Below are 14132 nucleotides of genomic sequence, written 5' to 3'. Positions count from 1 at the left end.
GAGTTGGTAGCCATGTCAAACAGCAAACCAGTAACGCTGTGCATCAACGGCCGCAACGAAGAGATCAACGTACCCGCCCATCGAACCCTGCTCGAAGCATTGCGGGACCTCGGTCATGTCGAAGTCAAGCGAGGATGTGAAAAGGGCGACTGCGGTGCCTGTGCGGTGCTTGTTGACGGGGTAGCGCTGGACAGTTGCCTGACCCTGGCATGGATGTGCGAGGGCTCCGAAATCACCACCGTTTCCGGCCTTGGAAATGCGCAGGATCCACATCCCCTGCAAACTGCATTCATTGATCTCGGCGCCGCCCAGTGTGGATATTGTTCCCCGGGTATGATTGTGGCGGCCAAGGGATTTCTTGAGGAAGTTACCGACCCCACCGACGACGACATCCGGATGGCGCTCAGCGGCAATTTATGCCGTTGCACCGGATACGCCAAAATCCTTGACGCCGTAAAACATGCCGCTCTGCTCATGCGTGAAGAAGGGGGAAAGTCTTGACCTGCGTCGACTATCCGGACCAGACCGCGCCAAACGTAAAACGCAGCCAGATCGGCAAGCCCCTGCCGCGCACCGACGCACCCGGAAAGGTTTTCGGAAGCACGCGCTTTGCGGGTGACCACACCATGCCGGGCATGCTGCATATGTGTGTCGTGCGCGCAAATGTAGCCAGTGCAATTCTGGTAGCCCTGGACGTTGAAAAAGCCCGTGCACTGAAAGGCGTGGTTGAAATATTGACGGCTGCGGATATGCCGACTCCAGACGTTCAGGAGGAAATTTCCGGTCAGGACAGAACGAACGGTGCGGATACTGAATCGCCGATACTGGCCGCTGAGCGCATACGTTATTACGGCGAGCCGTTGGCGCTGATTGCAGCCGAATCCCGCGACATAGCAGAGCAAGCCAGGCAACTGGTTGAATTCGAGCTGAAGCCCGTTCGCGGTGTTTACGACCCGCTTGAAGCCATGAAACCCGGGGCTCCCGTCATTCAGGGAAACAGCAATATCGTGGCGGAGCGCAAGATCCGCAAAGGTGATGCCGCCGCAGCGCTGGAAAATGCTGATTTTATTATAGAAAACACGTTCAGGACACCCTTCCAGGAACATGCCTTTCTTGAGCCGGAGGCCGGGCTGGCATGGGTTGACGAGAACGATGTGGTCAACATCAGGGTATGCACCCAGGATATCGCCCATTTCCGGGCGATCGCGGATGCCATCGGTGTTCCCCACAACAAGGTGCGCATTCGCGGTGCGCTCGTCGGCGGCGGTTTCGGGGGCAAGGAAGACTGCACACTTGAGAAATTCCTGGCTGTGATGGCCAGGAAGACGGGACGCCCCGTACGACTTGAATATAGCCGGGAAGATTCATTTGTCGGTCACGGCAAACGTCACCCACTCATTCTTCGATACAAGACCGGCGTGATGAAAGACGGAACGATCTGCGGACTCGACGTCGAAATCATCGCGGACTCCGGCGCCTATCTTTATCTCAGCCCCTATGTGTTGCTGTATGCGGCGGTCGCTTCGCCCGGACCCTACCGGATCGACAATCTGAATGTTCGCGCTCGCGCCGTTGCGACAAACAACATGTATACGAGCGCCTTTCGCGGCTATGGCGCCATGCAGGCCTGCGCCGCCTATGAGCAGCAGATGGAAGAAGTGGCAAAGGTCCTGGAGATGGACCCGATCGAATTCCGCCGGCTCAACTATCTGCGGACCGGCGATCCGGTTGCCACCGGATTTGTCCCGCCCGGTGCAATCTGGACCGAACAATGCGTGGATCTTGCGTGGAAGGCAATCGGTGGTCGCGCAAAGCCCGCACAAGGCCCCGTAAAGATCGGACGCGGGATTGCCGCCTATCAGCAAAGCTACGGCCGCCTGAGTTTTCTCGACGACTCCTCCGAAGCCTGGGTTGGCGTGGAACTGGACGGAACCGTTATTGTGCGGTCAGGCGTCGCGGATATTGGCGCGGGACAGGTATCTGCCCTCTGCCAGATTGCAGCGGAAATTTTGGGCGTTTCACTTGATAAGGTGACCGTTTACTCCACCGACTCGGCCGTGACGCCAATGTCCGGAAGAACCGCCGCAACCCGCACTCTGTACATGACCGGCAACGCCACCAAAAAGGCGGCCGAGGCCATACGCACCCGGTTGACACACCGGGCCGCACAGGCGTTTGACGTACGGCAGGATGAGATTGAAATGGCTGACGGTACGGTGGCGGCAAAATCGAATCCCGGTCTTTCAATGAGCCTGGGCGCCCTTGCAAAAATCTGCAGAGATGAGGGCATAAGCCGGACGGAACTGGCAATGTTTCACCAGACAATGCAGGACAATCTCGATCCGGAAACCGGGCAAGGACAGGCCCACCCGGACTATGTATATGGCGCCCATGCGGTCGAGGTGTCCGTCGATACGGAAACCGGTGAGGTGTGCGTACTGAGAAGCATCGCGGCACACGACATCGGGCAGTGCATCAATCGCGCGGCGGTGGAAGGCCAGATTGAAGGCGGGGCGCAGAACGGGCAGGGTTTCGCGTTGAGCGAAGAAATGCTCTACGAAGAGGGCAGGCTGATAACCCCTTCCCTCAGCGAATATCTGATGCCGACATCCATGGATATGCCAAGGGTCGAAAGCATCATCCTTGAATCGCGAAGCGGAATTGGGCCGTTCGGCGCCAAGGGCATCGGCGAGCCGGCCATCACGCCCGTTGCACCGGCCGTTGCAAACGCAATCGCCGACGCCATTGGTGTTCGGGTCTATCAGATGCCTATTACGCCAGAGCGCATAGTCAACGCCTTGGCTCAAAAGCGGCAGAGCGCCGGACAAATGTCGTGATCAACAGGAAAAGCCGCGGATCCGCTCAATCAGGGCCTCATCGACACTGACACCCTGCTCGACCAATCGCCGGCTGTTTTCCTTGCGCCGTGCGCCGGGGACCCGGGACCCCTCCTGCCCGCCAATTTCCTCAACCAGGGCAGCGATGCGCTGGTAAAAAACATCACCGGAAAAAGCGCCGGGATCTATGGCGATCAGGCATTGGCCGGTTTTCGGCGGACCGCCGGCAGTACCGGAAAAGGGGCTTGCATCGACACTGGAGACAGCACCCGAAAGACAGGAGGCCATGATTTCAACGAGCAGCCCGATGCCAAAACCCTTGTACCCGCCCGCCGGCAGCATTGAGCCCTTCAGCGCCAGTTGCGCATCGGTCGTTGGCCGTCCGTCGGCATCGAGCGCCCAGTCGGGTTCGATTGGCTCGCCCGCCTTTGCGCGCAGCATGATTTCCGATTTCGCAATCACGCTCGCGGACTGATCGATCACGAGCGCCGCATTTCCCTCGCCATCGGGAACGGCAAGCGCAAACGGATTGGTCCCGACGACCGGCCTGCTGCCGCCCGTGGGCGCAATTGACGCGGGAGCATGCGTGAAGCAAAGGCCGACAAGACCGTGTTCGGCCAGTCGCTCTGCGTGGTGCCCGAGCACACCGCAATTATACGAGTTGTAGATGGTCAATGCGGCAATTCCGTTGGCGCGCGCCGCCTCACACAGAGGTTGCCAACCGGCATCTATCGCCGGATGGGCAAATCCGCATTTTGCATCGACGCAAACGGCACCGGGACGCGGTTGTGCGACCTCGGGCACAGCGTTGCCGTCGGCCTTTCCGCACAGAACATGCTCGGCATAAATCGGCACATAAAGAAGGCCGTGACTGCGGATGCCGTCGCGTTCGGCAAGGACGGTGGAACGCGCCACCGAGGCAGCGTTTTGCGCGCTGGCACCGGCGCCTTCTAGCGCAGATTGCGCAAGCGTTTTAACCTCATCCAGGCTCAGCACCTGATCAGCCATTCATCGCTCCTGTCAGTCATTGTCCGTGATATTTGCTCCGGCGCCCCTCACCCGTGATTGCTCGGTGGCCGGTACATAGGTTCGCGCCGCCAGTTTTTCGCAGTCTGACCACGCCGCGGCATCAACTTCGGCAGCGCTAACCCCGGTATCTGCACCGGAGGATAACTGACCGGTCCCAAGCACAAACGTTATTGCTGTCGCATGCTTCAGGCGCTCGAAATCACAGGCGGCGAGACTTTTAGCGGCACCGTCGACTTCAACCAGCACCGCCCTATTGCTTTCTGCTGCGCGGATACCCGCCAGGCCGGCAACAAGCAACGGCACATCGACATCCTCAATCCGGACCCGGCGGATATCCGTTTTGGATAGAAGAAGGTCCATGGCGGCAGGACCTGCTGTCGCGGCGCACCCATGGTGAAAAACGGCTCCATCGCCATCAATCGTCGGTGCGTTGAGCCGGACATTTGCAGCCTGCGTTGCTGAAAGGACCGCACCAACGCCATTCTGACCCGCAGTACAGAGCCACACACCGGCCCTGCCAAGTTCCTCGGCAATGCCGTGGGAACATCCCGCGCCGATCGCCGCCTTTCTCAGCATCGTGTAAACTTCATTCAGTGAACGTACTACTGTCGACATGTCAGCACCGGCAACCACCAATCGTCTGCATTTGCATCCGTAACTTCGTCAAACAGCGGTGCGCCCTGATAAAGGGTGATACGCGTCCACCGGTCGGATTTCGGATCGAATTTGGACGCACCGAAGAACGACAGCTTGCATCTCAGCATATCGATCGGCAGGCATCTTTCGCCAAGAAGGTTGTCCCGTATTTCCGAATAGGGCAGATGCGCCACGCCCTGCACCCGCCGCACCGCATGGCGATGTTGCGGATGCATGAGCAAAAACTCCGCAACACAAAGCCCCTCATCGGCATCGCCGAGATCACGCGCCATGTCTTGAACCTGCCGCCCGATATCCAGCGGCATTTCCAGTTCGGCCCCGTCCTCCTCATAGCGGTTACCAAGACGAGGCTCGAGTTTTTCCTCCGAGACATACCAGAAGAGATGGGTCTCAGACCGGTCCGAGAAATCGATATCCAGTGCCCAGGAAAAATGGGTTCTGCAAAGATCAAGCAAGGTTGCGACAGGCATCGAACTGTCCAGATGCTGCTCTCTCGCCGTCATCATCTTGTCCGCAAGATCATCGACAAGTTCGCCATGGCATTCCAGCAGCAGGGCAACCACAAGCTCCTGGCACTCCAAGGATCGATCCTTCGACAATTCGGCAAGACGCTGCCAGGGGTGCGGTGATGACAACCAGTCGGTGTTCACGACGGCCGAAACCTCCCGCCACTCGCGGCGTACGGTTTCAACACGTGCCATCTGACGCTCATCTTCGATGGACCACTGTTCCAGATGCCGCTCTGTCCGCTCCATCAGTTCGACCGCGCGCTTAATCGTGGCAATGTCCGATTCCGCGACGGCGCAAACCCTCGCCAGAGCCGCTTCGCGTCCTTGCACCCAATTGTTGAGCAGCGCCGGATGGGTCACCAGAAACGGCGCCATGCCGAGACCGGTCGCATTGCCGATCCCCAGATGGCGTTTCAGCCGGTATTCTATCGGTACGAATGTTTCCGGCGCTCGGCACCGGGCAATATGTTCGACCAGATCGTGCGAAAATCCCCGGATCAGCCACACAGTCAGCATTTCCGCCTGAAACGATCCGGCCAGAATTCCACGATCTGAAAGACGGGTGCGGTCGGCGATACCGAACTTGCCATTGCCGTAGACGGCCGTTGTCCGCATCAGATAGCCGATCGAGCCGACCATCTTCTCATCGGGCTGCCGGCCTTGCGCCAGCCGTTCCACCACGTGTTCGAAAAAGCGAACCGATTTGTTGGCGCGGCTCAGTACAAGTTCACTTGGCTCGAACCGTCCGGCCTCCTGCCTCGGCGCGTTGGCTTCAAGCCGGTCCAGATCAGCCGTTGTCGGCTCGCCGTCGAAAAGCGCATAGCTGGTATCCCAGGCCTCTGCGATGACCCGGTCGGTGCGCTGGTCGGCAGCAAGGCGGGTGGAAAAGGCAACGAGGCTGTAGCGGTGCCCGTCGACATCGACGCTGTAAACGGCACGCCCGTAGCCTTCATCATCAATCTCCCATACCGGGCGGCTGACGCGCGCCTGATCGCGGTTGAGCCGCCGGATCAGCGTGCGCATGAAGCTCAGCCGCGTCGGGTAGAAGGCACCAAGCCGCTCAAGCCGCATGACGTCGTCCGGCGCCCGCAACGGCACAGGCGAAAATTCCGCCGCGATGTGCTTATGGTCGCTCATCGAACCTCGGCTCCAAAGGACTCGTCATAAAAGCGAAGCCAGTTGCCTCCCATGATGGCGGCGACATCCTCGGTTGAAAACCCGACGTCGCGCAGCCCGCCGGCTATGTTGCCGAAATCGCGATTGCCGCTGAACCAGGAGGGCTGCGCCGGAAATCCGGGGGCTGCACTGGAGCCCTCACCGAAATCGAGCTGTTTCGACCACCGCCCGTTGCGCATCCAGGTAACAACGCTGTCCGGCTGGTCCTGGCACAGATCCGACCCAAGTCCGATATGGCCAACCCCGTAGCGCTCCGCCGCCTGGGCGATCATCGTACAAAAGCTCTCCAGCGTGCAATCCGAACCGTTCAGGAGGTGATGCGGATACATCGAAAAGCCCAGCATGCCGCCGGATTGAGCCAGCGCCCGCAAAACAGTGTCCGATTTGTTGCGCATGGCCGGATGCCACCAATCGGGATTGGCATGGGTAATGGCGATCGGGCGTTGTGAAATCTCGATGGCCTCCAGGGTCGACCGTTCCGCCGAGTGGCTCATATCGACAACCATGCCGACCCGGTTCATCTCCGCAATCACCTGGCGGCCAAAACGCGTAATGCCCGTATCTTCCTTTTCATAACATCCGGTCGCCAGCAGCGACTGGTTGTTATAGGTAAGCTGCATGAACCGGACACCGAGCGAGTGGCAGATTTCCACCAGTCCGATATCGTCTTCCATCGGCGACGGATTCTGAAATCCGAAGAATATGGCCGTGCGTCCCTCGCGCATTGCCCGCCGGACATCATCCCCGGTTTTGCCGGCGAAGATCAGGTCCGGATAACGCTCGAAATGCGCGTTCCAGGCTTCGATATTCAGCACCATTTCCCGGAAGTTCTCATGATAGGCAATCGTCACATGCACCGCATGGACGCCGCCTTCATGCATGTCGCGGAAAATCCGCTCCGACCAGTTTGCATATTGCAGGCAATCGATAAGGGGTTGGCTCGCCATGTCGCTACTCCGGATCGCCGGCACGAATATAGGCCGTTTTTACTTGCGTATAAAACTCGGCTGCGGTCCGGCCCTGCTCGCGCGGACCGGAGCTTGAATTCTTGCGGCCGCCAAAAGGCACGTGATAGTCGGTGCCTGCCGTCGGCAGGTTCACGGTGACACAGCCGGTCTCGACGTTGCGGCGAAAATGTGTCGCACGGGCAAGCGAGCGGGTGAATATTCCCGCGACCAGACCGAATTCGGTGTCGTTTGCAATCGCCAGCCCCTCGTCGTAGGAACCTATTTTCTGCACTGCCGCCACCGGCGCAAAAAGTTCTTCGCGGTTGAAATCCATATCGTTGGTCGTACCGGTCAACAGCGCGGGCGCCATGTAGTAACCCTGGTGTGTTCGCTCCAGCCTGTTGCCGCCGGTCACGCATTCCGCGCCGGCCTGCTTTGCCCGCTCGATCCATTCAAGGTTCGATTGCAGTTGCTCCCCGCTGACGACGGGTCCTATCTGCGTACCTTCATTGAAAGCGTGATCGACCTTCAGCGCCGAAACCGCCGAAGACAGTTTTTCGACAAATGCGTCATGAACCGCTTCGTGCACAAGCAACCGAGACGATGCTGTGCATTTTTGTCCTGTACCCGAATAGGCACCCGCCACAGATGCGGCTACCGCAAGGTCGATGTCCGCGTCGTCCATGACGAGAAGTGCATTTTTGGATCCGAGTTCGAGCTGGTACTTCGTCAGATTTGCAGACGCCGCAATGGCGACCTGACGGCCGACCGGATAGGAACCGGTGAAGGTCACTGCATCAACGCCGGGATGAGATGCAAGGCCATTCCCAATGGCTGAGCCCGAGCCCATCAACAGCTGAAAAACGCCATCGGGCAAACCGGCCCGCGAGATAATCTCGGCCAGTGCCCAGGCTGATGCCGGAGTCTGGTTTGCCGGCTTCCATATCACGGTATTGCCGTATGCCAGGGCCGGCGCGATTTTCCAGCTTGCCGTAGCGGTCGGAAAATTCCAGGGAGAGATAACGGCAACGAGCCCCATCGGCTCACGGCGCACGTCAATCTCGATCCCGGGGCGGACGGAATCAGCGTTTTCTCCGATCTGACGCAGAACTTCCGCGGCATAGTAGGTAAAGAACTGCCCGGCCCTGTAGACCTCGCCCTTTCCCTCGGCCAGCGGTTTGCCTTCTTCGCGGCTGAGCAGTTTTCCGAGTTCGTCGGAGCGGTCCATCAGTTCACATCCGATACGGTCGAGCATGGCCTGCCTTTGCTCAAGGCCAACCTGCCTCCAGCCCGGCAGAGCGGTTCGCGCAGATCGGACAGCAGCCTCGAGCTGCTCGTTGTCCGCCTGTGCGTAGCGGCCAATCAGATCGGAAACATCGGACGGATTGCGGTTTTCGATCTCGGCGGCGCCCTCCGCCCATCGCCCGGCTATCAGGTTTTTGTGCAATTCAGCCATGGTGTCTCCTTTTGGTGGACAAGTTCACCGAAGATGCGACTTCAATCAAATAGATATTTCTGTTATTTATTTCAGAAAATTTGATGCGAGTAAAAATATGATCAAACTTGAAGCGATGCGGGTCTTTGTCACCGTTGCGGAGCTGGGAAACATCAAGGATGCGTCGGATCAGCTTGGCCGCACGGGGTCCGCGATTTCCATGACGCTCAAACAGATCGAGGAAGAGTTGGGCGGCCCGCTGTTTGAATCCGACAGAAAAAATGCCCTTACTGCTCTGGGTCAGTTCGTTTTGAATACGGGCCGCGGTCAGATACGCGGCTATGACAGGGCGCTTTCGATGATTCATGATTTTGCCCAGAGTCGCATCGGCAGCATGACGCTTGCCTCCGTGCCGTCGGTCGTCGCCAATCTCATCCCGCCCCTGCTTCACCGTTTCATTGCTGATCGGCCCGGTATCGAGATTGAGCTGGTCGACACCGACAGCCGGGCGGTGCATGCCGCGGTGGAGAGCGGCGCGGCGGATCTTGGGATCGCCGGAACACCGCGCGCCGACAGCCTGGTTTCCTTTCAACCCCTCTTCCGGGACCGGTTCAGGCTGATCTGCAGCAGCGAGAGCCGGTTTTCGCAAAGGGACGCGCCGGTCGATTGGTCCGACCTTGAGGACCAGATGCTCATCCTCAACGGCGCGGTGACAATTGAAGACGCGCCCGGGTATCAAAAACTCGCCGAAAAGACGTCCGTGACCGTCAGAAACGTCACCTCGCTGATTGCGCTCGTCAAGGAAGGGCTCGGTGTCACGCTGCTTCCCGCGCTCAGCACCATCGACCTGCCGCAAGGTGTCATGGCCGTTGATCTTGCGGATACCAAGATGCAAAGGCAGGTGGGCTTTGTTGAGCGACGCAATGCCGTTCAAAACCCCGCTGCGGCTGCTTTTCGCGGATTTGTCCAACGGGAGCTCCCGCCGATGATCGACCGGTTCGGGCTGGAAGTTGCTGACTAGATCGCGGTGCATAGTTCTGCTGTGTAGACCGTTTTTCCGCGGCGGATCGTTTCTTCGACGTACATTTCGGCGATTCCGTCCGGATCGGCAATCGGATCGCCCGAAAGCACGGCAAATTCAGCAAGCTTGCCGGGTTCGATTGAGCCGCGCTCATGTTCGAGAAACACCTGCCAGGCTGCATCGATCGTATGGGCACGAAGCGCCTGCTCGGCTGATATTTTCTGATCCTCCCCCAGTACCATCCCGGAAGCTGTCAGGCGGTTGACCGCACAGGAAACCAGATGCAGCGGTCTTGTCGGCGTAACCGCCGCATCATTGTGAATGGTAAATCGAATGCCCCTTTGCGCCGCTGATTTTGCCGGCGAAATGCGGCGCGCGCGCTCCGGTCCCAAAAAAGTATCGAAGTGACGATCGCCCCAATAATAAATATGGGCCGAAAAGAAGCTCACGGTTACGCCAAGTCTCGCCATGCGGTCGAGCTGATCCTCGCGCAGGACCTGTCCGTGGATGATCGTGTGGCGATGGTCGGATCTCGGATTGGCCTTGAGCGCAAGTTCCAGCGCATCGAGAAACATGTCGGCGCCCGTATCGCCATTGGCGTGGGTGTGAATCTGATATCCGAGATCGTGCAGCTTTTTGACCTCGGCATTCAGCACGTGCTGTTCGACATAGGGCAATCCGCAGATACCGTAATTCTCATTGGCCGGCTTGAAGTAAGGCTCCGAAAGCAACGCCGTCTGCATCTGGAACGCACCGTCGGAAAACAGTTTTCTCGGTCCAAGGCGAATGTGCGGATTGTCCGGCCAGTCAAGGTCGAGGCTGCCATTGGACAGATGCGGCTCGGTATCGGCGGTCGGCAGTATCATGAGGTCGATGCCGGGATCCCCGCGCCTGGCCTCGGCGGCAAACAGCCGGAGCATGTCCAGTGGCGCCCAGGAGTTTTGCGCAAATGTCACGCCCTGTCCGAGATACTCTTTCCTCGTCGCTTCAAAACCCAGATGAAACCGCTCCTCATCAATGAGAAAATGCGTGTCGCTCAATGGCCCCATGGCCGAAAGGCCCTCGATAACGCCATTTAGTTCTCCGCTGTCCGTGTCGCGCAGGAACCGCCCGCCAACGGGGTCCTCGCTGGTGTGCGTTACACCCTGTCGTTCCAGCGCCATACTGTTGGCTGCCCCCGAATGGCCGGAAGCATGGATGACCCAAATCGGGTGGGTGGACGAAACTGCGTCAAGTTCGGCGCGCGTCGGAAAGCGGCGTTCTTCCATAGCGGTGTGATCGAAGGAAACACCCATGATCCACTCACCTGCCGGCGTTTCGCCAGCTTTTTTGCGAAGCTTTCCGAAGACATGATCGAGCCGCCGGCAACCGCCAAGCGGCGGGCTGGAGAGATTGACCCGGAACAGTGAAATGAAGCCGGGGTCGGGAAAATGACCGTGCGGATCGATGAACGCCGGGATCATGGTTTTACCGTGCAGATCGATTTCCCGCGCGCCGCCCGGCAGGGATTGCCTGACCTGATCAGCAGTACCCACGGCAACGATTTTCTCGCCCACCACACCAACGGCGGAAGCCCGTGCGCCCGTATCATCCATCGTGAGAATTTTGCCGTTCAAATAGATCGACGCCTCAGCGCTCATTGGGCCACCTTTTCAAGGACTGGTTGTTCTGCATCCCAGATTTCAGGAAAATGACAGCGGTGAAAGCGGCTTTCACCGTGGTCCCGCCAATCCGGCGTTTCCGTTCGACAGCGCGGCTGCACAAACGGGCAACGTGTGTGGAACTCGCACCCATGCGGGCGGTTCAAAACGCTTGGCGGCTCGCCGTTCAGTTCAATGCGCGCCAGATTTGCATCGGGGTCCGGTTCCGGATTGGCTGCCAGCAGCGCCAGCGTGTAGGGATGTTTGGGGTTTGAAAAGATCGCTTCCGTCGGACCTTCCTCGACCAGCTTTCCAAGATACATAATGCCTACGCGATCAGTGATATGGCGCACAACGTTGAGATTATGGGTGATGATCATGATGGCAAGCCCCATACGGTCCTGCAGGGCTGCAAGAAGGTTGAGCATTTCACCTTGCACGGAGACATCCAGTCCGGCTGTCGGCTCGTCGGCAATGAGCAGTTTCGGATCGAGCGCAAGCGCCCTGGCGACACCGACGCGCCGGGCCTGACCGCCCGACAGCTGATGCGGATAGCGCTGGCCGAATTCCCGCGGCAGGCCGACCATGGACAAAAGCCGCCCGGCCTCGGCGTCGAGGTCCTTTCCTTTCATGCCCTGAATGCGGAACGGTTCTGTGATCAGCGAACTGACGGTAAGCCGCGGGCTGAGACTTCCCGTCGGATCCTGGAACATCATGACGATGTCGCGCCGGAGCGGGCGGAACCGGCTTTCCGTAAGACCGCGGAGCTCCATCCCGTTATAATTGATCGAGCCTTCGCTCGCGTGATGGAGCCCCGCCACGGCCCGCGCCAGGGTCGTCTTGCCGGAACCGCTTTCGCCAACGATGCCATAGGTCTCGCCGGCCTTGATTTTCAGGCTGACACCGGAAACCGCCTCGATGTCACCCGCATTTGCAAGGCCGATGGCGCCGAGCAATCCGCCGCGCACGGTAAACCTGACAAAGACGTCGTTGATTTCAAGCAGTGCACTCATGCCGGCACCTCCTCGCCAAGCAGATGGCATGCGGCGCTGTGCCCTCCGGCCACGTTCCGGAACTCGGGCCGCGCGGTAACGCAACTATCCACGGCCTGGGCGCAGCGCGACTGAAACACACATCCCGCCGGCAGATCGACCAGATCCGGAATCTCTCCGGGAATGGTCGGCAGGTTGCGGGTCTTTTCCCTGATATTGCCGGGATCGCATCTCAACAGGGCACTCGTATAGGGGTGCGCGGGTGTATGGAACACCTCTCGCACAGGGCCCTGCTCGATGACCTCGCCGGCATACATGACGACCACATAATCGCAAAGCTCGGCAATGACACCGAGATGATGCGAGATGAACAGGATCGAGCAGCCGATTTCGCTTTGTAATTCACGCAGCCGCTTGATGATCTGCACTTCGAGCGTCGCATCGAGCGCCGTTGTCGGCTCATCCGCAATCAGCAGCGACGGGCGCGCCATCAGTGCCATTGCAATCGCAATGCGCTGACGCATGCCGCCGGAGAACTCGTGCGGATACTGGTTCAGCCTTTCAGCCGCATCGGGAATGCCGACCAGAGAGAGCATCTCCGCCGCCCGTTCTTTCTTCTGAGCCTTTGTCAGTTGGTCGCGATACTGGATGTCCGTCATCTGGCGGCCGATGGTCAGCACCGGATTGTGCGTGCGCATCGGATCCTGGAACACCATGGACAGGTCGACGCCGCGAAGCGCGCGCATCTGGTTTTCCGTTTTGGCAAGCAGATCGTCGTTCTTGAACAATATCTGCCCGGATCCGATCTCCGCATTGCCGGCAAGCAGCCGGATGATGGCCGATATCAGCGTGGACTTGCCACAGCCGCTCTCGCCGACAATGCCGACAATGCTGTTTTGCGGAATGGCGAAGCTGACATTGCGCAGCGCTTTCAGGCGGCCTCTTTGCGTATGGTAGCCGACCGAAAGATTCTTGATGTCGAGGACTGGCGTATTCATTACCGTGCTCCTCCGCGGCCACGCAGTTTCGGATCGACGACGTCACGTAGCGCTTCTCCGAGAAAGGTAAATCCGAGCGTCGTTAGGATGAGCGGCAGACCGCCGGCAATGATCGGCCAGGGCGTATTGCGGATCAGCGCGTATCCGTCGTTGAGCAGCGAGCCCCAGGACGGTGTCGGCGGCCGAACGCCCATGCCGAGAAAGCTCAGTCCCGCCTCGAGGCCGACGATCGTCGGAATGTCCATCGCCGCAAGAACAGCAATCGGCCCCAGAACATTGGGCAGGATGTGAACGCCCAGAATGCGCTTGGTTGTTGCGCCAAGCGATTTTTCGGCGTCGATGAATTCGCTGGATTTCAACGACTGGGTCATTGTGCGCACGACACGGCCATAGGTCGGTATCGACGTCGCCATGATGACAAAGACAACGGTGTTGAGGCTCGGGCCGATCAGCGCGACGACCGCCAGCGCGAACATGACCGTCGGAAACGACCGGATCGTATCGAAAAAGAGCAAAATGAGGTTGTCCAGCCAGCGCGGGCCGTAGCCGGCAATCATTCCCAGCAGCGTGCCGATGCTCACCGCGCCGATGATTGTCGGCAACGCCACCTGCAGGGCGACGCGTCCGCCCATCACCATGCGCGAGAAAGTATCACGCCCCAGTTGGTCGGTACCAAGAAGATGCGAAAGGCTCGGCCCCTGCAGCCGGTCGGGAATGTTCAGGGCGATCGGATCATAGGGCACGATTTGCCCGGCAAAGGCCGCGCTGAAAACGATGAGAACAACAATCACCAGTCCGGTGAGGCCCAGAGGGTCACGTATGAGATGATAGAACATCTCACCCATTTCGCCGCGGGATTTGACGGGGTTTGTTTTTACAGCCTGATCCACG

The 14132-nt window shown here is 59.1% G+C and carries 12 protein-coding genes; 3 read left to right on the top strand and 9 right to left on the bottom strand.

Annotation, left to right across the window (positions count from 1 at the left end; translation table 11 throughout):
* Positions 1 to 12: 12 nt before the first annotated feature.
* Positions 13 to 501: a (2Fe-2S)-binding protein gene (locus ABVT35_RS19780; protein ID WP_368468694.1), complete on the top strand. Its 489-nt coding sequence runs from the start codon at positions 13 to 15 to the stop codon at positions 499 to 501.
* A complete protein-coding gene (locus tag ABVT35_RS19775) occupies positions 498 to 2837 on the top strand; it encodes a xanthine dehydrogenase family protein molybdopterin-binding subunit (protein ID WP_368468692.1) in 2340 nt (779 codons plus the stop codon). Before ABVT35_RS19780 ends, ABVT35_RS19775 begins: the two co-directional genes overlap by 4 nt.
* Here the strand turns inward: ABVT35_RS19775 and ABVT35_RS19770 are convergent, their stop codons facing one another.
* The 5 genes from ABVT35_RS19770 to ABVT35_RS19750 are packed head-to-tail and all read right to left on the bottom strand — an operon-like array spanning position 2838 to position 8611.
* Positions 2838 to 3845: an Ldh family oxidoreductase gene (locus tag ABVT35_RS19770; RefSeq protein ID WP_368468691.1), complete on the bottom strand. Its 1008-nt coding sequence runs from the start codon at positions 3843 to 3845 to the stop codon at positions 2838 to 2840.
* A 12-nt stretch (positions 3846 to 3857) separates the two neighbouring features.
* Positions 3858 to 4481, bottom strand: a complete 624-nt coding sequence (locus ABVT35_RS19765; RefSeq protein ID WP_368468690.1) for a DUF3726 domain-containing protein — start codon at positions 4479 to 4481, stop codon at positions 3858 to 3860.
* On the bottom strand, positions 4469 to 6169 hold the full coding sequence (locus tag ABVT35_RS19760; protein WP_368468689.1) for a hypothetical protein: 1701 nt from the start codon (positions 6167 to 6169) through the stop codon (positions 4469 to 4471). Before ABVT35_RS19760 ends, ABVT35_RS19765 begins: the two co-directional genes overlap by 13 nt.
* Positions 6166 to 7155, bottom strand: coding sequence for a membrane dipeptidase (locus ABVT35_RS19755; protein WP_368468688.1), 990 nt, complete (start codon positions 7153 to 7155; stop codon positions 6166 to 6168). Before ABVT35_RS19755 ends, ABVT35_RS19760 begins: the two co-directional genes overlap by 4 nt.
* 4 nt (positions 7156 to 7159) lie before the next feature.
* The gene (locus ABVT35_RS19750) at positions 7160 to 8611 is read right to left on the bottom strand and encodes an aldehyde dehydrogenase family protein (RefSeq protein WP_368468687.1); all 1452 of its coding nucleotides are present in this window, start codon (positions 8609 to 8611) and stop codon (positions 7160 to 7162) included.
* Positions 8612 to 8708: 97 nt separating this feature from the next.
* Between ABVT35_RS19750 and ABVT35_RS19745 the strand changes: the two genes are divergently transcribed.
* Positions 8709 to 9611, top strand: a complete 903-nt coding sequence (locus ABVT35_RS19745; RefSeq protein WP_368468685.1) for a LysR family transcriptional regulator — start codon at positions 8709 to 8711, stop codon at positions 9609 to 9611.
* Here ABVT35_RS19745 and ABVT35_RS19740 read toward each other — a convergent pair.
* The 4 genes from ABVT35_RS19740 to ABVT35_RS19725 are packed head-to-tail and all read right to left on the bottom strand — an operon-like array spanning position 9608 to position 14131.
* Positions 9608 to 11251 carry an amidohydrolase gene (locus ABVT35_RS19740; protein ID WP_368468684.1) on the bottom strand — a complete coding sequence of 548 codons (1644 nt, stop codon included), beginning with the start codon at positions 11249 to 11251 and terminating at the stop codon, positions 9608 to 9610. The two genes, ABVT35_RS19745 and ABVT35_RS19740, sit on opposite strands and share 4 nt — an antisense overlap.
* Positions 11248 to 12264 (bottom strand): ABC transporter ATP-binding protein, encoded by a 1017-nt coding sequence (locus ABVT35_RS19735; RefSeq protein WP_368468682.1) that lies wholly within the window; start codon positions 12262 to 12264, stop codon positions 11248 to 11250. The genes ABVT35_RS19740 and ABVT35_RS19735 overlap by 4 nt, the downstream gene beginning before the upstream one ends.
* Entirely contained in the window at positions 12261 to 13241 is a 981-nt protein-coding gene (locus ABVT35_RS19730; protein ID WP_368468680.1) for an ABC transporter ATP-binding protein, read from the bottom strand. The genes ABVT35_RS19735 and ABVT35_RS19730 overlap by 4 nt, the downstream gene beginning before the upstream one ends.
* Positions 13241 to 14131: an ABC transporter permease gene (locus ABVT35_RS19725; protein ID WP_368468678.1), complete on the bottom strand. Its 891-nt coding sequence runs from the start codon at positions 14129 to 14131 to the stop codon at positions 13241 to 13243. The genes ABVT35_RS19730 and ABVT35_RS19725 overlap by 1 nt, the downstream gene beginning before the upstream one ends.
* Between the last annotated feature and the right edge of the window lies 1 nt (position 14132).

Source organism: Hoeflea sp. TYP-13 (assembly GCF_040932035.1).
Taxonomy (GTDB): Bacteria; Pseudomonadota; Alphaproteobacteria; order Rhizobiales; family Rhizobiaceae; genus Hoeflea_A.
Note: the sequence above shows the minus strand (reverse complement) of the source record. Positions and strands in the feature narration are given on the sequence as shown.